This is a genomic window from Streptomyces sp. NPDC002851 (assembly GCF_053591935.1).
The window spans coordinates 1-17182 of record NZ_JBSFUT010000022.1; the positions used below are offsets into that span (position 1 = coordinate 1).

The 17182-nt window shown below is 69.7% G+C and carries 19 protein-coding genes; 8 read left to right on the top strand and 11 right to left on the bottom strand.

Annotated elements, in window-relative coordinates; genetic code table 11:
* Positions 1–85: 85 nt before the first annotated feature.
* Positions 86–937, bottom strand: a complete 852-nt coding sequence (locus tag ACWD10_RS22765) for a hypothetical protein (RefSeq protein WP_451093770.1) — start codon at positions 935–937, stop codon at positions 86–88.
* Positions 938–1108: 171 nt separating this feature from the next.
* Between ACWD10_RS22765 and ACWD10_RS22770 the strand changes: the two genes are divergently transcribed.
* The 6 genes from ACWD10_RS22770 (at position 1109) to cseC (ending at position 6361) form a co-directional block, all read left to right on the top strand.
* Positions 1109–1798, top strand: coding sequence for a phosphatase PAP2 family protein (locus ACWD10_RS22770; protein ID WP_451093772.1), 690 nt, complete (start codon positions 1109–1111; stop codon positions 1796–1798).
* Positions 1799–1850: 52 nt separating this feature from the next.
* Complete coding sequence (locus tag ACWD10_RS22775) at positions 1851–2768, top strand: A/G-specific adenine glycosylase (RefSeq protein WP_451093774.1); 918 nt, start codon at positions 1851–1853, stop codon at positions 2766–2768.
* Positions 2769–3079: 311 nt separating this feature from the next.
* Complete coding sequence (locus ACWD10_RS22780; protein ID WP_451093776.1) at positions 3080–3655, top strand: SigE family RNA polymerase sigma factor; 576 nt, start codon at positions 3080–3082, stop codon at positions 3653–3655.
* 8 nt (positions 3656–3663) lie between these two features.
* Positions 3664–4287 (top strand): hypothetical protein, encoded by a 624-nt coding sequence (locus ACWD10_RS22785; RefSeq protein WP_451093998.1) that lies wholly within the window; start codon positions 3664–3666, stop codon positions 4285–4287.
* A gap of 9 nt (positions 4288–4296) precedes the next feature.
* Positions 4297–5016, top strand: coding sequence for a two-component system response regulator CseB (gene cseB / locus ACWD10_RS22790; protein ID WP_451093778.1), 720 nt, complete (start codon positions 4297–4299; stop codon positions 5014–5016).
* 13 nt (positions 5017–5029) lie between these two features.
* On the top strand, positions 5030–6361 hold the full coding sequence (gene cseC, locus ACWD10_RS22795) for a two-component system sensor histidine kinase CseC (RefSeq protein WP_451093780.1): 1332 nt from the start codon (positions 5030–5032) through the stop codon (positions 6359–6361).
* 28 nt (positions 6362–6389) lie between these two features.
* On the opposite strand, the gene ACWD10_RS22800 is transcribed toward cseC, so the two are convergent.
* The 3 genes from ACWD10_RS22800 to ACWD10_RS22810 all read right to left on the bottom strand — a co-directional run bounded on the left by ACWD10_RS22800 (position 6390) and on the right by ACWD10_RS22810 (position 9031).
* Positions 6390–6824, bottom strand: coding sequence for a VOC family protein (locus tag ACWD10_RS22800; RefSeq protein ID WP_451094000.1), 435 nt, complete (start codon positions 6822–6824; stop codon positions 6390–6392).
* A gap of 62 nt (positions 6825–6886) precedes the next feature.
* Positions 6887–7279 (bottom strand): helix-turn-helix transcriptional regulator, encoded by a 393-nt coding sequence (locus tag ACWD10_RS22805; RefSeq protein WP_451094002.1) that lies wholly within the window; start codon positions 7277–7279, stop codon positions 6887–6889.
* Positions 7280–7438: 159 nt separating this feature from the next.
* Positions 7439–9031 carry an MDR family MFS transporter gene (locus ACWD10_RS22810; RefSeq protein ID WP_451093782.1) on the bottom strand — a complete coding sequence of 531 codons (1593 nt, stop codon included), beginning with the start codon at positions 9029–9031 and terminating at the stop codon, positions 7439–7441.
* Positions 9032–9197: 166 nt separating this feature from the next.
* Between ACWD10_RS22810 and ACWD10_RS22815 the strand changes: the two genes are divergently transcribed.
* The gene (locus ACWD10_RS22815) at positions 9198–9782 is read left to right on the top strand and encodes a TetR/AcrR family transcriptional regulator (protein WP_451093784.1); all 585 of its coding nucleotides are present in this window, start codon (positions 9198–9200) and stop codon (positions 9780–9782) included.
* Positions 9783–9838: 56 nt separating this feature from the next.
* Here the strand turns inward: ACWD10_RS22815 and ACWD10_RS22820 are convergent, their stop codons facing one another.
* Both ACWD10_RS22820 and ACWD10_RS22825 read right to left on the bottom strand, forming a co-directional pair.
* On the bottom strand, positions 9839–10510 hold the full coding sequence (locus ACWD10_RS22820) for a M23 family metallopeptidase (RefSeq protein WP_451093786.1): 672 nt from the start codon (positions 10508–10510) through the stop codon (positions 9839–9841).
* A gap of 538 nt (positions 10511–11048) precedes the next feature.
* Positions 11049–13568: an ATP-dependent Clp protease ATP-binding subunit gene (locus tag ACWD10_RS22825; protein ID WP_451093788.1), complete on the bottom strand. Its 2520-nt coding sequence runs from the start codon at positions 13566–13568 to the stop codon at positions 11049–11051.
* Positions 13569–14014: 446 nt separating this feature from the next.
* On the opposite strand from ACWD10_RS22825, the gene ACWD10_RS22830 reads away from it, so the two are divergent.
* Positions 14015–14662, top strand: a complete 648-nt coding sequence (locus ACWD10_RS22830) for an SCO3374 family protein (RefSeq protein ID WP_451093790.1) — start codon at positions 14015–14017, stop codon at positions 14660–14662.
* Here ACWD10_RS22830 and ACWD10_RS22835 read toward each other — a convergent pair.
* The 5 genes from ACWD10_RS22835 to ACWD10_RS22855 all read right to left on the bottom strand — a co-directional run bounded on the left by ACWD10_RS22835 (position 14641) and on the right by ACWD10_RS22855 (position 17150).
* A complete protein-coding gene (locus ACWD10_RS22835) occupies positions 14641–14973 on the bottom strand; it encodes a histone-like nucleoid-structuring protein Lsr2 (protein WP_451093792.1) in 333 nt (110 codons plus the stop codon). The two genes, ACWD10_RS22830 and ACWD10_RS22835, sit on opposite strands and share 22 nt — an antisense overlap.
* A 224-nt stretch (positions 14974–15197) precedes the next feature.
* The gene (locus tag ACWD10_RS22840; RefSeq protein ID WP_451093793.1) at positions 15198–15740 is read right to left on the bottom strand and encodes an amino-acid N-acetyltransferase; all 543 of its coding nucleotides are present in this window, start codon (positions 15738–15740) and stop codon (positions 15198–15200) included.
* Positions 15741–15749: 9 nt separating this feature from the next.
* Positions 15750–16148 carry a BlaI/MecI/CopY family transcriptional regulator gene (locus tag ACWD10_RS22845; protein ID WP_451093795.1) on the bottom strand — a complete coding sequence of 133 codons (399 nt, stop codon included), beginning with the start codon at positions 16146–16148 and terminating at the stop codon, positions 15750–15752.
* Between the two features lie 97 nt (positions 16149–16245).
* On the bottom strand, positions 16246–16446 hold the full coding sequence (locus tag ACWD10_RS22850; RefSeq protein ID WP_451093797.1) for a hypothetical protein: 201 nt from the start codon (positions 16444–16446) through the stop codon (positions 16246–16248).
* A gap of 14 nt (positions 16447–16460) precedes the next feature.
* Complete coding sequence (locus ACWD10_RS22855) at positions 16461–17150, bottom strand: hypothetical protein (RefSeq protein ID WP_451093799.1); 690 nt, start codon at positions 17148–17150, stop codon at positions 16461–16463.
* Positions 17151–17182: the final 32 nt, after the last annotated feature.

Genomic DNA, 17182 nt, shown 5'->3' on the forward strand with positions numbered 1-17182 from the left:
AGGGACGGCGCCCAGGAGTGGTCGGGCTACCTTCCGGCCCGCGAAGACCCGGGAGACGGGCCCTAGGCCTGTCGGCCGGGCGCCGTCAGCTCTCCTCGAGGACGAACGACGCCTGCACCGCCGGGAACCCGGCGGCCTTCGCCTCGGCCAGATACGTACCGGGCTTCGCCGACCCCGGGGCGGGTGTGGCGCACTGCGGCTCGCTCGCCTTGCGGTCCCACTTCACGGGGTGCGTGATCTGCTCCCCGGCCGGAACCCGGAGCAGCAGGCTGCCGGGACCGCTCGGGCAGTCCTCGGAGGACCACATCTCGTCGTCCACTTCGGCCTGAGTGATCGTCAACACCGTTTTCTTCGGACCGAGATCGACCTTGCAGTCGGCGCCCGAGGTGTTCTCGGCGATCAGTTCCAGGGTGGGCTTCTCCCCGGGCTCGTACGCATTCTTCTTACTGCGCAGGCTCAACTTCACGCTGCTCGGGGTGCAGTTGGGGAGCGACGACCCGCTGGGCAGCCGCGTTCCGGAACCGGAACCGCCGTCGCCGGAGCCGCCACCGGCACCGGACCGGGAACCAGAACCAGAGCCAGAACCACTCGAACTCCCGCCGCTGGCACCGGAGTCCGCCCCGCCGCCCGAGCCACTGCCACCCCCGGCACCGCCGCCCGAACCCGAGCCGGAACCCGAACCGGAGCCCGCCTCGTCACGCCCGCCCGGCGCGTCACTGATCGCCGGACCGGAACCGGATTCTCCGGGAGTGATGGAGGGCGCGGGCCCCTTACCGTCGGAGCCCCCGGCGCTGTTGTCGCGCCCGCCGCTCCCCGGACCGGACAGGGCCCACGCGGCGAGCAGCGCCAACAGCGCGATCAGACACAGCACTACGGCCCTCCGACGCCAGTAGATGGAGGAGGGAAGCGGCCCGATCGGATTGCGCAGAGATCCCACGGCTCAAACCTTACGAGAGATCCGCCCCAACTCCCGCCCCCACCCACCGCCGTGGGCCGCAAACGTTACGGATCATCAGTTCCTACAACGCCTCGCACACGCCTCCCGCACCCCCCGGCCCCGTAAGGGGCCCGGACTCCGCACCCGTACTTATCCCGGATCATGGAAGGCATGGATGCGCACACGCCCGTCGACACCTCCGGCCTCTACCGCGACATCCTCGGCTTCGCGCACGACACCCCGACCTGGGTGCAGCACGTCGCCGAGGTATGGACGGAGCTGGGGCTCCTGCTCTTCGGAGTGCTCTTCGTCGTCGTGTGGTGGCGGGCCAGGGGCCAAGGTGCCCGGGCCATGGCGATAGCCGTGCTCGCCCCGCTCGCCACCGCCTTCGCCTATGTCTGCAGCGAGTTGATCAAGTCGGGGGTCGACGAGGAGCGTCCCTGCCGCGCCGTCGCGACCGCCGCCGCTCCGCTGACCGCCTGCCCGCCGCACGGCGACTGGTCGTTCCCCAGCAACCACTCCACCATCGCGGGCGCGGCCGCCGTCGCCCTGCTGCTCACCGCGCGCTCGCTCGCCTGGCTGACCGTGCCGATGGCCCTGCTCATGGCCTTCTCGCGGGTGTTCGTGGGCGTCCACTATCCGCATGACGTCGCGGCGGGCCTGCTGCTCGGCGCCGTACTCGCGTATGCGGTGGTCCGCCTGGCAACGCGGCCCATGACGCGCCTGACCGACACGATGCGCGGCTCGTCGACAGCGGCGGTCCGGTGGTGCGCGGGCCCGGGCCCGGGCGCGGACACGGGCCGCCCCGCCCCCGGCGTCAACTCGGCACCGGCCCCCGCACACCCCGGCTCCCGCCGGTGAACGGCACGGCGCCCCCACCGGGCCCGGCCACCGTGGGAGGATCGGCCCTGCCATGACTGCGACCGCACGCACCCCAGAATCCGACGCCCACGACTCGCTCCACAGCCTGCACACCCCGGTGATCGCGTGGTTCGACGAGAACGCGCGCGACCTGCCCTGGCGCCGCCCCGACGCCGGGCCCTGGGCCGTGATGGTGAGCGAGTTCATGCTGCAGCAGACCCCGGTGAGCCGGGTCCTGCCGGTGTACGAGCAGTGGCTGGCCCGCTGGCCACGCCCCGCCGACCTGGCCAAGGAGCCGCCCGGCGAGGCGGTCCGCGCCTGGGGCCGGCTCGGCTATCCGCGCCGCGCCCTGCGCCTGCACGGCGCCGCCCTCGCCATAACGGAGCGGCACGGCGGCGACGTACCGGAGCGCCACTCCCAGCTGCTCGCGCTGCCCGGCATCGGTGAGTACACCGCGGCCGCCGTGGCCTCGTTCGCGTACGGGCAGCGGCATGCGGTGCTCGACACGAATGTCCGCCGGGTGTTCGCCCGGGCGGTCACCGGCGCGCAGTACCCGCCGAACGCGACCACCGCCGCCGAGCGGAAGCTCGCCCGGGCGCTGCTGCCCGAGGACGAGAGCACCGCCGCCCGCTGGGCCGCGGCCTCCATGGAGCTGGGCGCCCTGGTCTGCACCGCCAAGAACGAGAACTGCGCGCGCTGCCCGATCGCCGCGCAGTGCGCCTGGCGCCTCGCCGGGAAGCCCGCGCACGAGGGGCCCGCGCGCCGCGGCCAGACGTACGCGGGCACCGACCGGCAGGTGCGCGGCAAGCTGCTCGCCGTCCTGCGGGATGCGGTCGCGCCGGTGCCGCAGGCCGTGCTCGACCGGGTGTGGGACGAGCCGGTGCAGCGGGCCCGGGCGCTCGACGGCCTGGTGGCCGACGGCCTGGTGGAACCGCTGCCGGGCGGCCGCTACCGGCTGCCGCTGAGCTGACGTACGAAGGACGGTCCGGGAGCCGCGCACAGCGGCTCCGTTCGGCGTCCGTGCCGCGTCCTTGCGGCGTCCGTGCGGCGCCCGTACGGCTTCCATACGCCGCCCCTACACCGCCCAAAACCCGCCTGATCAGGCAAAACGTAGGCCGTTCTTAGCCGTCCCTTACCTCTGTTACACAACCGAGGGACAGCCGTGCTCCGGCCGAAGGCTCCTTCGCAAAGCCCCGTTACACCGCCTCCGTAGCTTCTGGGATGTACCGGAGAGCACTCCGGCACCAGTTCTTATGCAGGTCAGGATCGGAGGCGGTGGAGATGGCGCACGGAGAGGTGCTCGAGTTCGAGGAGTACGTTCGGACCCGGCAGGACGCCCTCCTGCGCAGCGCCCGTCGTCTCGTACCGGACCCGGTCGATGCCCAGGATCTGCTGCAGACGGCGCTCGTGCGGACGTACCACCGCTGGGACGGGATAGCCGACAAGCGGCTCGCGGACGCCTATCTGCGCCGCGTCATGATCAACACGCGCACCGAGTGGTGGCGCTCCCGGCGGCTGGAGGAGGTGCCGACCGAGCAGCTCCCGGACGCCAGCGTCGAGGACTCCACCGAGCAGCACGCGGACCGCGCCCTCCTGATGGACGTACTGAAGGTGCTCGCCCCGAAGCAGCGCAGCGTAGTGGTGCTGCGACACTGGGAGCAGATGTCCACGGAGGAGACCGCCGCCGCGCTCGGCATGTCGGCCGGTACCGTCAAGAGCACACTGCACCGGGCACTCGCCCGGCTCCGCCAGGAGCTGGAGCACCGAACCGCCGAGGACGCGGCAGACGCCGCGGGCCACCGGGGCTCGGCCCGCCGGGTGCTTGAACGTGAGGAGCGGGAGCGTTGCGCGGCCTGAAAGGGCTCATGGGTTCGCGGGCGGCGAGTACGGCACTGACCGTACTCGCCGCCGTCGGCCTTTCCGTCGGCACTCTCGCCGCCTGTAGCACCGGCGGCACCGGCGCCCGCGACGAGGGGCCCGCACGGTCCTCCGGCGAGCCGCTGCCCTCGGCCGGCACGGCGTCGGCCTCGCCGACCCCGACCGAGATCGACGCGGTGCGTCTGGTCAAGGACGACCCGAAGGTCAGCAGGAGCGTCAAGGCCGATCTGAAGCCCTGCGCCGCCGACGAGTACCCGGTGGACGTGTCGTACGGCAACCTCACCGGCGGATCCCGCAGCGACCTCGTGGTCAACGTCCTGACCTGCGGAGACGCCATCGGCGTCGGAAGCTATGTGTATCGCGCCGAGGGCGGCAGGAAGTACCAGAATGTCTTCAGGGCGGAGGACACTCCGGTGTACGCGGAGATCGACCGCGGGGACCTGGTCGTCACCCGGCAGCTCTACGAGAAGAAGGACCCCGTGGCCTACCCGTCCGGCGAAGAAGTGATCACCTATCGCTGGCGGAACGACCGGTTCGCGGAGCAGTACCGGATGCAGAACAAGTACGGCAGCGCGGCGGACGGCGCCACCCCCGCGCCCGAGGAGAACTGAGAGCACCGGATGGCAGAGCAGACCCATGTCCTGTTCGTGGAGGACGACGACGTCATCCGCGAGGCCACGCAGCTCGCCCTGGAGCGCGACGGCTTCGTGGTCACCGCGATGCCCGACGGCCTGGCGGGCCTGGAGGCGTTCCGCGCCGACCAGCCGGATATCGCGCTGCTCGATGTGATGGTGCCGGGGCTCGACGGGGTCTCGCTGTGCCGCCGGATCCGGGACGAGTCCACCGTCCCGGTGATCATGCTGTCCGCGCGGGCCGACTCCATCGACGTCGTACTCGGCTTGGAGGCAGGCGCGGACGACTACGTGACCAAGCCGTTCGACGGGGCCGTCCTGGTGGCCCGGATCCGCGCGGTCCTGCGCCGCTTCGGGCATGCCGGAGGGCCGACGAGCGCCGCGGGCGGCGCGGCCGAGGGCGACGCCGAGCCGGTGAACAGCGGGGTGCTGCGCTTCGGTGACCTGGAGATCGACACCGAGGGCATGGAGGTACGCCGCGGCGGTGAGCCGGTGGCGCTCACGCCGACCGAGATGCGCCTGCTGCTCGAGTTCTCGCACGCGCCGGGCACCGTGCTCTCCCGCGACAAGCTGCTCGAACGCGTCTGGGACTACGGCTGGGGCGGCGACACCCGCGTCGTCGACGTCCACGTCCAGCGACTGCGTACGAAGATCGGCCAGGACCGGATCGAGACGGTCCGCGGCTTCGGCTACAAGCTCAAGGGATGAGACCCGGCCGAGAATGAGACTCAGCTTCCTGCCGAAGCGGCTGCGCACGGGGGTGCGCTGGAAGATCAGCGCCGCGATCGCTCTCGTCGGCGCCCTGGTGGCGCTCTCCCTCAGCCTGGTCGTGCACAATGCCGCACGCGTCTCGATGCTGGACAACGCGCGTGACGTCCAGGACGAACGGGTCCAGTTCGCCTCGCGCTACTACGAGTCCACCGGACAGATCCGGTTCGGCACCAAGCTCGACGACCCGGAGCTGCCGCCCGAGCTGAAGGCCAAGGCCGAGCACGGCCGCCGCGCGTCCTACGTCATGGAGAACGAGAACGGGGTGCCGGACATCTGGGCCGCGACCCCGGTGAGCGGCGGCCATGTGCTCTCCCTGCACAGCCGGTTCACCGATCGCAGCGCCACCGTGATGCGCGACCTCGACCAGGCCCTGCTGATCGGCTCGATCGCGGCCGTCTTCGGCGGCTGCACGCTCGGCGTGCTGATCGGCGGCCAGCTCTCCCGGCGGCTGCGCAAGGCCGCGGCCGCCGCGAATCTGGTCGCACAGGGCCAGACCGAGGTACGGGTCGGCGAGTCCGTCGGCGGGGTCGTACGCGACGAGACCGACGAGCTGGCGCAGGCCGTGGACGCCATGGGCGATGCGCTCAAGCAGCGGTACGAGGCCGAGCGCCGGGTCACCGCCGATATCGCGCACGAGCTGCGCACCCCGGTGACCGGGCTGCTCACGGCCGCCGAGCTGCTTCCGCCCGGGCGGCCGAGCGAGCTGGTCAAGGACCGGGCGCAGGCGATGCGCACCCTCGTCGAGGACGTGCTCGAAGTGGCCCGGCTCGACGGCGCCTCGGAACGGGCGGAGCTGCAGGACATCAACCTCGGCGAGTTCATCACCCGCCGGGTCGCCGCCGCCTGGCCGGACGTCGAGGTGCGGGTGGTGCACGAGTCCGAGGTCACCACGGATCCGCGCCGCCTGGAGCGGGTCGTCGGCAACCTGATCACCAATGCCGCGAAGCACGGCGGGGCCCCGATCGAGATCTCCGTCGAGGGCCGGGTGATCCGGGTACGGGACCACGGCACCGGCTTCCCCGAGGATCTGCTCGCCGACGGTCCGCGCCGGTTCCGCACCGGCAGCACCGACCGCGCGGGGCACGGCCACGGGCTCGGCCTCACCATCGCCGCGGGCCAGGCCCGGGTCCTCGGCGCCCGGCTCACCTTCCGCAACGTAGGTCCGGAGCAGGGCGACGGCCCGGCCGAGGGCGCGGTCGCGGTCCTCTGGCTCCCGGAACACGCCCCGACGAACACGGGCAGCTACCCGATGCCGGACCTGCCGCCGCTGCCGGACGCATAAGCGGTCACATCAGCGGTCACGCGGCAGCTCACGACCACGGCTTGGAGAAGTCCAGCTCCTTGTTCGGCTCGGTCAGCGAGTACCAATTGCCGTTGTCGTCCCGGAAGATCGCCTCGACGCCGTACGGCCGCTCCTGCGGGTCCTGCAGGAACTCCACGCCCTTGGCCTTGAACGTCTCGTAGTCCCCGCGGCAGTCGTCCGTGGTCAGCGCGCAGGCGCCGATGACGCCCTTGGTGACCAGCTCCGTGAGCGCCTTCGCGGACTCCGGGTCGGTGCCGAGCCTGTCGGGCCGCATCAGGGCGATCTGCACCTCCGGCTGGTCCTTGGCGCCGACGGTGATCCAGCGCATGTCGCCCATGGGCATGTCCGTACGGACCTCCATGCCCAGCTTCTCGGTGAAGAACTGCTTGGTCCGCTCCTGGTCGAGAGTCCAGACGGTGGTGATGCCGACGCCCTTGATCATGAGGTGCTCCCGGTGTGTGGTGGTGGGAAGGGCTTGCCCGGCCACCGTAGGCAGCCCGCTGCTCACCTGGCTTCTTCAGAATTGCGGACCTGGTAGCGCTCTTTGCCGGGGAAACCTCCGGCCCACAGCAGGGCGTAGCACCCGGGTATCAGGGCGGCGCCGCGGCCCACGTGCTTGTCCCGGTACTGCTTCGGCGTCAGGCCGGTCTGTCGCTTGAAGCGGGTGGAGAACGTGCCCAGGCTGCTGAAGCCGACCAGGCCGCAGATCTCGGTCACCGACAGGTCGGCCGAGCGGAGCAGCTCCTCGGCGCGTTCTATTCGGCGGTGCGACAGATAGTGGCCGGGCGTCTCGCCGTACACCGCCTTGAAGGCGCGTACGAAGTGAAAGCGCGAATACCCTGCCCGGGCCGCCACCGCGTCCAGGTCGAGGCCGGGGTCGGCCCAGTCACGGTCCATGGCGTCCTTGGCCAGGCGCAGCTGCCGCAGATGGGCGAGGTGCGCCGTGACGGGGGTGCTGGTGCCGCCGTCGTGCCTTTCGGTCCTGCCGTTCCTTTCCACGTCATCGATGCTGACACGCACCACTGACAACGGCCCCCGGTCCACCGAACCACCAGGTCAGACGGGCTCCGCCACGGCCGCGCCCGCGCGAGAGCCGTCCCCGCCCTCCGCGGCGGCGGGCGGCTTCGGGCCCGCCCCCTTGAGCGGGACCTCCCGTACGAACAGCGCCGCGAGGAAGGCGACGACCGCGACCGCGGACCCGGTCAGGAACGCCGCGTGCGTGCCCGAGGAGACCGCGTACTGGTAGGCGTCGCGCAGCGCGGCCGGCAGCTTCTGCAGGCTCGCGGCGTCCAGCTGCGGGCTGGGCAGCCCGGGACCGCCCTGGGTCCGCTCGGCCATCACGTCGGTGACCCGGGAGTTGAAGACCGCGCCCATGATCGCGACGCCGAAGGAGCTGCCGAGCGTACGGAAGAGCGTGGTCGTGGAGGACGCGACGCCCATGTCCTTCATCTCGACGCTGTTCTGCGCGACGAGCATGGTGATCTGCATCAGGAAGCCCATACCGGCGCCGAGCACCGCCATATAGATCCCGGAGGTGAGGCGCGAGGTGCCGGTGTCCATCTGCGCGAGCAGATAGAGCCCGACGACCATCAGGGCGCCGCCCAGGATCGGGAAGATCTTGTACCGGCCGCTACTGGTGGTGACCCGCCCCGCGACCAGCGAGACGACCATCATGGCGAGCAGCATCGGCAGGAGCAGCAGCCCGGAGTTGGTGGCCGAGGCGCCCTGCACCGACTGCTGGTAGAGCGGCAGGAAGAGGACCGCGCCGAACATCACGAAGCCGGTGAGAAAGCCGATCACCGACATCAGCGAGAAGTTGCGGCTCCGGAAGATGTGCAGCGGCATGATCGGCTCGGGCACCCGGGTCTGCGACCAGAGGAAGGCGCCGAGCGCGGCCACCCCGAGGACGCTCAGGCCCACGATCGTGCCGGACCCCCAGGCGTACTCCGTACCGCCCCAGGTCGTGACGAGCACGATGGCGGTGATGCCGAGGGTGAGCAGCGCCGCGCCGAGGAAGTCGATCCGCGTCTTCGCCTGCTTCTTCGGCAGCTGCAGTACGACGGTGACCATCGCGAGGGCGATCGCGCCGAGCGGCAGGTTGATGTAGAAAGACCAGCGCCAGCCCCAGTTGTCGGTGATGGTGCCGCCGACGAGCGGCCCGCCGATCATGGCGAGCGCCATCACACCGGCCATCATGCCCTGGTACTTGCCGCGCTCCCGCGGCGGTATCAGATCACCGATGATCGCCATGACACCGACCATCAGGCCGCCCGCGCCCAGGCCCTGCACGGCCCGGAAACCGATCAACTGGCCCATGTCCTGGGCCATTCCACTGAGCGCGGAGCCGATCAGGAACAGCACGATCGAGGTGAGGAAGGTGCCCTTCCGCCCGTACATGTCGCCGAGCTTGCCCCAGATCGGGGTGGACGCGGCGGTGGCGAGCGTATAGGCCGTGACCACCCAGGAGAGGTGCTCGAGCCCGCCCAGCTCGCCGACGATCGTCGGCATCGCGGTGCCAATGATCATGTTGTCCAGCATCGCGAGCAGCATCGCGATCATCAGCGCGAGCAGCACCACCCGCACGCTGCGCTGGGGCGGCTGCCCCGTGCTCTCCCGTTCGGCCACCCCTGCGGCTTCGGCCGTCGCCATCCGCACCACTTCCCTGCCCCGTTTTCCCGCCCCGGCACTTACTTGCCGCCCGGCTAGTTGACTACACTGGAAGAAAGTAGACCGCTAACTTGCCGGGCGTCAAGTAAGTTTGGGTGCACCCGGCCCGGACCGCGGCACCCGGCGGGCGAGCGCAGGAGAGAGAACGATGAGCACCAGCCAGCGGCAGCCCCGCCGGGGCAATACCCGCCAGCGCATCCAGGACGTCGCCCTCGAACTCTTCGCCGAGCAGGGGTACGAGAAGACCTCACTGCGCGAGATCGCCGAGCGGCTCGAGGTCACGAAGGCGGCGCTCTACTACCACTTCAAGACCAAGGAAGACATCCTGATCAGCGCCTTCGAGGACCTGACCAGGCCGATGGACGAGCTGATCGAGTGGGCCAAGGAGGCACCGCACTCCTTGGAGACCAAGTGGGAGCTGCTCCGCCGCTACAACGACGTACTCGCCGCCGGTGACCATCTCTTCCGCTTCATGCAGGAGAACCAGGCGACGGTACGGGAGCTGAGCATCGGGCAGTCCTTCAAGGACCGGATGCTCGCCATGATGGATTTCATGGTGGAGCCCAAGGCCCCGCTGGTCGACCAGGTCCGCTGCGCCAGCGCCCTGTCCACCATGCACACCGGGCAGCACGTCCTCAGAAACGTCGAAGGCGACCCCGAGGAGAAGCGCAGGGCCATCCTCGAAGTCGCCATCGACCTGGTCACACGGGCCCACACCGGGCCGCGTGACTGACCGGTTTTCGCGACTGACCGGTCTTTACGGGACCGTCGGTTGCCACGGGCCGTCGGTCAGAGCTTCACGCCCACACCGCGCAGGAAGTTGACCGGGTTGATCGCGCTGCCGTAGTTCGGCGTCGTACGGATCTCGAAGTGCAGGTGCGGGCCGCTCGAGTTACCGGTGTTGCCGGAGAGGGCGATCCGCTGGCCGGTCTTGACCTGCTGGCCGGCCTTGACCTGGATCTTCGACAGGTGCGCGTACTGCGAGAACTGGCCGTTGGCGTGCTTGATCACCACGGCATTGCCGTACGCGGGGCCGTCGCCGCCACCGTTCGGGCCCGCCTTGACGACGGTGCCGCCGTGCGTGGCCTTGACCGGGGTGCCGACCGGAACGGCGAAGTCCTGGCCGGAGTGCTTCTGGGACCACATGTTGCCGCCAAGGCCGAAGCTCGCGGACAGCTTGTAGTGGTCGACCGGGTTGCTCCAGGCGGCGGCCTTCTTGGCCGCGGCCTTCTTCGCGTCCGCCTGCTTGGCGGCGGCCGCGTCGGCCGCCTTCGCGACGGCCTGGGCCTGCGCCTCCACGGAGGCCGCGGTGCCTTCCTTGGGTGCGTTCGCCCCGGCTTCGGCGGCCACCGCGACCCCGGCCCCCAGGACCGCCGACGCTCCCAGGCCGGCGGCCAGGACGGCGGCCCTCGTGCGGAGCGGGGACGACTGGAAGAGGTGGGACTTGGCGCGCTGCGACATCGAGATGAACCTCCGTGGCCGCGTTGCGGCCGGAACGAGTGCGGATCAGACATGAACCGACCCGGCCGCGATGACCCAGCGACCGGGATGGCCTCACCTTGGTAACCCGGACCCCAGGCCCACCCAAAACGCCCCAAGTACTACCGAAGCTCGTACGCCGCCCCACGTGTTCCAGTCGCTTGACAGCCCCGGAAACCCCTCGACACCCCTGCGCCGAGTGACCTGAATCATTTGATTCTGTCCGATTTAACCGCAGTTCAGGGCATGCGTTCCGCTCTGACCTGCGAGGCGGCAGGGCCGCCGGACACGGCCCGGGACGAAGGTCCCGGGGGTTGCCCGCCGAAGGACCCGGGCCAGAAGTCCCTCTGTCCCACTATTCCGCGTAGTAACGGACAAATCGCCTGTGCGTCATATCACCGAGTCGCCCACCCCTGGGCGGAACGAGACCGCGGAAACCGCCGTCCCCCGGGACGCAAAAAGGGGCTGCCCCGGACCGGATGAACCGGTCCGGGGCAGCCCCTTGCGGGTTGCGCCGTGCTTACTTCGTGAGGTCGGGCCCGGAGCCGCCCGTGGCGGACTCCACCGGCGGCACGTCCGGCAGCGCCGACTTCTCCTCACCGCGGAAGGTGAACTTCTTCTCCTCACCCTCGCCCTCGGTGTCCACGACCACGATGTGCCCGGGCCGCAGCTCACCGAAGAGGATCTTCTCGGAGAGCGAGTCCTCGACCTCGCGCTGGATCGTCCGGCGCAGCGGCCGGGCGCCCAGAACCGGGTCGTAACCCTTCTTGGCGAGGAGCTCCTTGGCGCTCTGCGAGAGCTCGATGCCCATGTCACGGTCCTTCAGGCGGTTGTCCACCTGAGTGATCATGAGGTCGACGATCTTGAGGATGTCGTCCTGGCTGAGCTGCGGGAAGACCACGACATCGTCGACACGGTTGAGGAACTCGGGGCGGAAGTGCTGCTTCAGCTCGTCCGAGACCTTGTTCTTCATCCGCTCGTAGTTGGTCTTCGTGTCGCCCTGGGCGGCGAAGCCCAGGTTGAAGCCCTTGGAGATGTCCCGGGTGCCGAGGTTGGTCGTCATGATGATGACCGTGTTCTTGAAGTCCACGACCCGGCCCTGGGAGTCGGTCAGGCGACCGTCCTCCAGGATCTGCAGGAGCGAGTTGAAGATGTCCGGGTGGGCCTTCTCGACCTCGTCGAAGAGGACGACGGAGAACGGCTTGCGGCGCACCTTCTCGGTGAGCTGACCGCCCTCCTCGTACCCGACGTAGCCGGGAGGCGAGCCGAAGAGCCGCGAGACGGTGTGCTTCTCGCTGAACTCCGACATGTCGAGGGAGATCATCGCGTCCTCGTCGCCGAACAGGAACTCGGCGAGCGCACGCGACAGCTCGGTCTTACCGACACCGGACGGACCGGCGAAGATGAACGAACCACCGGGGCGCTTCGGGTCCTTCAGGCCCGCACGCGTACGCCGGATCGCCTTGGAGAGCGCCTTGACGGCGTCGTCCTGGCCGATGACGCGCTTGTGGAGCTCGTCCTCCATGCGCAGCAGTCGGCTGGACTCCTCCTCGGTCAGCTTGAAGACCGGGATGCCGGTGGCGGTCGCGAGGACCTCGGCGATCAGCTCGCCGTCGACCTCGGCGACGACGTCCATGTCGCCGGCCTTCCACTCCTTCTCGCGCTTCGCCTTGGCGGCCAGGAGCTGCTTCTCCTTGTCCCGCAGGGACGCGGCCTTCTCGAAGTCCTGCGAGTCGATCGCGGACTCCTTGTCCCGGCGGACACCGGCGATCTTCTCGTCGAACTCGCGCAGGTCCGGCGGCGCGGTCATCCGGCGGATGCGCATCCGCGATCCGGCCTCGTCGATCAGGTCGATCGCCTTGTCCGGCAGGAAGCGGTCCGAGATGTACCGGTCGGCCAGGGTGGCGGCCTGGACCAGCGCCTCGTCCGTGATGGAGACGCGGTGGTGCGCCTCGTACCGGTCGCGCAGGCCCTTGAGGATCTCGATGGTGTGCGGAAGCGACGGCTCCGCGACCTGGATGGGCTGGAAGCGGCGCTCGAGCGCGGCGTCCTTCTCCAGGTACTTGCGGTACTCGTCCAGCGTCGTGGCACCGATGGTCTGCAGCTCGCCGCGGGCCAGCATCGGCTTGAGGATGCTCGCCGCGTCGATCGCGCCCTCGGCGGCGCCCGCGCCGACCAGGGTGTGCAGCTCGTCGATGAACAGGATGATGTCGCCGCGGGTGCGGATCTCCTTGAGTACCTTCTTCAGGCGCTCCTCGAAGTCACCGCGGTAGCGGGAGCCCGCGACCAGGGCGCCCAGGTCGAGGGTGTAGAGGTGCTTGTCCTTGAGGGTCTCGGGCACCTCGCCCTTGACGATGGCCTGAGCGAGGCCCTCGACGACGGCGGTCTTGCCGACGCCGGGCTCACCGATCAGAACCGGGTTGTTCTTCGTACGGCGGGACAGCACCTGCATGACCCGCTCGATCTCCTTCTCGCGCCCGATGACCGGGTCGAGCTTGGACTCACGAGCGGCCTGGGTGAGGTTCCGGCCGAACTGGTCGAGGACCAGGGACGTGGAGGGGGTGCCCTCGGCAGGACCACCGGCTGCGGCGGTCTCCTTGCCCTGGTAGCCGGAGAGCAACTGGATGACCTGCTGCCGCACCCGGTTGAGGTCTGCGCCCAGCTTGACCAGGACCTGGGCGGCGACACCCTCGCCCTCCCGGATCAAGCCGAGCAGGATGTGCTCCGTGCCGATGTAGTTGTGGCCCAGCTGAAGGGCCTCGCGGAGCGACAGCTCCAGGACCTTCTTGGCACGGGGGGTGAAGGGAATGTGCCCGGACGGGGCCTGCTGGCCCTGACCGATGATCTCCTCCACCTGCTGGCGGACCGCCTCGAGCGAAATCCCGAGGCTCTCCAGGGCCTTAGCGGCGACACCCTCGCCCTCGTGGATCAAGCCCAGGAGGATGTGCTCGGTGCCGATGTAGTTGTGGTTGAGCATCCGGGCTTCTTCCTGAGCCAGGACGACAACCCGCCGCGCGCGGTCGGTGAACCTCTCGAACATCGTTAATCGCTCCTCAGAGCGGTCAGGCAGTAAAGGGGTCGGTCCCCTCCCTGTCCTTCCGCAGCTTAGTCCCGCAAGCGGGGACCGCTCATTCCAACTGCCGACACCCGGCCGAGTACCTGGGGATCTCCTGCCCTCGAACGCCGACATCTGCTCCAACCCGATGGTGCGAGACGATGTTCCCGCAGGCCAGGCAGTTAGCCCCTTCACCAGTACGCCGATGGCGAACGGGAGCCGCCGAAACCTGCGTGTCGCCCCTCCCCACTAGGAATGTCTTACCCGTACGTACTGACACTCCATGCAGCACGCACCGGTTCCCTCCGCTACGGGCGAACACCCTTGCGCCCTCGGATGCGCCCCAGCACCCCGAGATTCGCATACGCACCGCAGCGGAACGGTCACGGAGAGCTCCGTAACTTGTCGAGTGTCCGACCGGTTCTTCTCATATGGTCCACCCGTCGCCCGATCGCCGCGCCCCGCAGGGGAGCGTGGCACCGCCCCGGCCCCTCTCGGTGCCGCCGCCGCGCGCACCACTGCCGCAGGGCGGCGATCCGGTGCGGAGTTGGTACGCGCGTGAGCTCGGCTGGGCGACGGCGCCCGGGCCGCCGGTCCATCTGCTCACGGGGCTGCGGTTCGACGTGCTTGAGCTGCCCTCCGACGCCGGCTTCGCCCTGCTGCGGCACCTGGGAACGGCGGTCCCCACCGGGCCGGTGGCGCTCGACGGGGGGACGATGCGGCTCGTGGTGGCCGCGGGCAGTGCGGACGAACTACCGGGGCTGCTCGACTGGCTCGAGTGGGGCGGCCTGACGCTGGAACTGACCGCCGTAGGGGCGGGCGGCCGGATTCCGGCTCCACTCCCGCCCGGCTGGTCCGGCCCCCGGGAAGCCGCCATGTGGCTGCGACCCCCCGGGCCGGGAGGTGAGGTGGAGCCGACGCTTCCGGCCCTCACCGCTCTCGGGGAGCCACCGGCCCGGGCTCACGGCGGCGCCGCGCAGGCGACTCCCGATCTCGTACGCATCGTGGCCGCGGCGGCAACGCAGTGCCACCGGTTCCGGTTGCTGCGCGGGTGCGCTCAGGCGTTGGCCTTCTCGTAGGCCTCGCGGATCGACGCCGGAACGCGGCCGCGGTCGTTGACCTCGTAGCCGTTCTCCTTGGCCCAGGCGCGGATCTGCGCGGTGTCCTGGCTGGAACCGGCCGCGGGGACCGACTTTCCACGGCCGCGCGAGCGGCCTCCGGTACGCCGCGCGTTCTTCACGTACCCCTCGAGCGCGCCACGGAGCTTGTCGGCGTTCGCGGTGCTGAGGTCAATCTCGTACGTCTTGCCGTCCAGAGCAAACGTCACGGTCTCGTCCGCCTCGCCGCCGTCGAGGTCATCGACAAGAAGGACCTGAACCTTCTGTGCCACCGGATTTCCTTTCATCGATAACTTCAGGGCCCGGTGGTCACGACGCGTCCGCCGCTGTTTCCCAGGCCCCGGTTATATGGAGTACGTCGGAAAGCAAACCGCTTTTGCCGGAAAAACACAAACCCCTGGGGAGAGCTCAGGGGCTCAAGAACCCTTGAAACATGCGCGTTTCGGACATAGCCACCCGGTTGACCGGGCGCCCCTTGGATAAACGCGCGAACCGATCACAGGTGCAGAAGCATCCGGCTGTTGCCCAAGGTGTTCGGTTTCACTCGTTCGAGACCGAGGAACTCGGCGACGCCTTCGTCATAGGAACGCAGCAGCTCGCTGTAGACATCTGTGCCGACCGGCGTCTCGCCGATCTCCACGAAGCCGTGCTTGGCGAAGAAGTCGACTTCGAAGGTGAGACAGAAAACCCGGCGCACGCCGAGCCAGCGGGCGGTCTGCAGCAACTTACCCAGAAGTTGATGCCCCACACCCGCGCCCTTGAGCGCGGGGTTCACGGCGAGAGTGCGCACTTCGGCAAGGTCTTCCCACATGACGTGGAGTGCGCCGCAGCCGACCACCTGCGCGTTGTCGTCGCGTTCCGCGACCCAGAACTCTTGGATGTCCTCGTAAAGCGTCACGGTCGCTTTGTCGAGCAGGATCCCGCCGCGTACGTACGAGTCGAGGAGCCGGCGCACGGCGGGAACATCGCTCGTCCGCGCCCGGCGGATGGTGACGGCTTTAGCCGGAGGTTCGGCATACGGCGGGATCTCTTCGGGCATGACCGGACGCTATCGCCCCGGGCCGCCCTCGGCCCCGCCGGGGTTCTCGGGGCCTTGCACCATGCGCATCGCGTCATTGAGGGCTTCACGTTGTTCCGGCGACATCATGCCGAAGAAGGCGACGAGGGCGGCCGCGGCGTTGTCGCTCTGCGACCACGCCTCCTTCATCAGTGCGGCGGCGTACACGGCCCGCGTGGAGACCGCCTCATAGCGATAGGCGCGGCCTTCAGCTTCGCGACGCACCCAGCCCTTCTGGTGGAGATTGTCCAATACGGTCATGACCGTCGTGTAGGCGATGGACCGTTCCCTCTGAAGGTCTTCCAGGACTTCTCGAACCGTGACCGGGCGGTTCCACTTCCAAACCCGCGTCATGACGGCGTCTTCGAGTTCTCCCAAGGGACGAGGCACACCTGAACAATAAGCCGAGTTGTCCCGTTTTTGGGAACAAAAAGGGCGTACGGCTCGAAATAGCGTGAGCCGCACGCGGGGTCGGGCGTAGGGAAGGTCAGGCGTCGCCGGTCTTCGGCTCGCCGGAGGTCTCCGTGCGGGCACTCGCCGAAGACTCCGCGCGGGCCACGGCCGCGTCGACGGCGGCGTCCTCCTTCGCCTTGTTGGCGCCGCCCTGGGTCTTGACGATCGTGACGATCAGGGCGGTGAAGAACACCGCCATCACTACGGGGGGCAGGAGCGCGGAGACGTAGTCCATGCCCCCCAGAGTAGCTATCCGGCGGCGAGCTGCTGCGGCGGGTCGGCCGGCTTGTCCGGACTTTCGGGGGCGGCCGGGCGGCGGCGCTTCGGCGGGAACACCTCGGCGGGCGTCGGCACCGGGCGGGACGGGGCCGGGCCGGAGGGGGCCGGGCGGCGCGGCTCGGACTCGGGTTTCGGCTCGGGCTTCTCGCCGGGCTTCGGCTCCTCGGCGCGGCCGCCGGGCAGGGCAAGTAGCCGGGCACGGGGCGGCGGCTCGCGGCGGCCTGCGCGCCTGGTGCGTACCGACTTCTCGGCGAGGGTCTGGCAGCGGTCCAGGAGGGCGGCGGCCGCCGGGTTGCCGCGCAGGGCGCGCAGCGCCGCGAGGTCGTCGGGCTCTGGCCGGTGACCGGCGGCGAGGGCCTCGGGAAGGAGCTCGAGATAGCTCGCGGCGGTGCCGGGCAGGGCGGCGCGGTAGCGGCCGAGGTCCTCGATCAGGAAGGCCCGCGACCGGGCGGCCTCACGGACGGCCTCGTCGACGGAGTCGGCGAGGCGGAGGCAGTCGCGGACCAGGGCCGCGTCGGCCTCGGCCTGGTCGGCACCGCTTTCGATCGCGGTGCGGTCCTGGCTGCTTGGGCGGAGGGCGACGGCCAGGGCGCGGCGGAGCACACGCAGTTCGTCCGCGCTGAACGCCATGCCGCCTCGGGATCCGTATGGCGTGGGCATGAGCCGACGATACGCGCTAATCCGACAAAATT

What these genes read in the sequence shown, in the direction of transcription:
- ACWD10_RS22770 (WP_451093772.1), top strand. Translation starts at nt 1,109, where the DNA reads ATGGATGCGCACACGCCCGTCGACACCTCCGGCCTCTACCGCGACATC.
- ACWD10_RS22775 (WP_451093774.1), top strand. Translation starts at nt 1,851, where the DNA reads ATGACTGCGACCGCACGCACCCCAGAATCCGACGCCCACGACTCGCTC.
- ACWD10_RS22780 (WP_451093776.1), top strand. Translation starts at nt 3,080, where the DNA reads ATGGCGCACGGAGAGGTGCTCGAGTTCGAGGAGTACGTTCGGACCCGG.
- ACWD10_RS22785 (WP_451093998.1), top strand. Translation starts at nt 3,664, where the DNA reads ATGGGTTCGCGGGCGGCGAGTACGGCACTGACCGTACTCGCCGCCGTC.
- cseB (WP_451093778.1), top strand. Translation starts at nt 4,297, where the DNA reads ATGGCAGAGCAGACCCATGTCCTGTTCGTGGAGGACGACGACGTCATC.
- cseC (WP_451093780.1), top strand. Translation starts at nt 5,030, where the DNA reads ATGAGACTCAGCTTCCTGCCGAAGCGGCTGCGCACGGGGGTGCGCTGG.
- ACWD10_RS22800 (WP_451094000.1), bottom strand. Translation starts at nt 6,824, where the DNA reads ATGATCAAGGGCGTCGGCATCACCACCGTCTGGACTCTCGACCAGGAG.
- ACWD10_RS22805 (WP_451094002.1), bottom strand. Translation starts at nt 7,279, where the DNA reads ATGGACCGTGACTGGGCCGACCCCGGCCTCGACCTGGACGCGGTGGCG.
- ACWD10_RS22810 (WP_451093782.1), bottom strand. Translation starts at nt 9,031, where the DNA reads ATGGCGACGGCCGAAGCCGCAGGGGTGGCCGAACGGGAGAGCACGGGG.
- ACWD10_RS22815 (WP_451093784.1), top strand. Translation starts at nt 9,198, where the DNA reads ATGAGCACCAGCCAGCGGCAGCCCCGCCGGGGCAATACCCGCCAGCGC.
- ACWD10_RS22820 (WP_451093786.1), bottom strand. Translation starts at nt 10,510, where the DNA reads ATGTCGCAGCGCGCCAAGTCCCACCTCTTCCAGTCGTCCCCGCTCCGC.
- ACWD10_RS22825 (WP_451093788.1), bottom strand. Translation starts at nt 13,568, where the DNA reads ATGTTCGAGAGGTTCACCGACCGCGCGCGGCGGGTTGTCGTCCTGGCT.
- ACWD10_RS22830 (WP_451093790.1), top strand. Translation starts at nt 14,015, where the DNA reads ATGGTCCACCCGTCGCCCGATCGCCGCGCCCCGCAGGGGAGCGTGGCA.
- ACWD10_RS22840 (WP_451093793.1), bottom strand. Translation starts at nt 15,740, where the DNA reads ATGCCCGAAGAGATCCCGCCGTATGCCGAACCTCCGGCTAAAGCCGTC.
- ACWD10_RS22850 (WP_451093797.1), bottom strand. Translation starts at nt 16,446, where the DNA reads ATGGACTACGTCTCCGCGCTCCTGCCCCCCGTAGTGATGGCGGTGTTC.
- ACWD10_RS22855 (WP_451093799.1), bottom strand. Translation starts at nt 17,150, where the DNA reads ATGCCCACGCCATACGGATCCCGAGGCGGCATGGCGTTCAGCGCGGAC.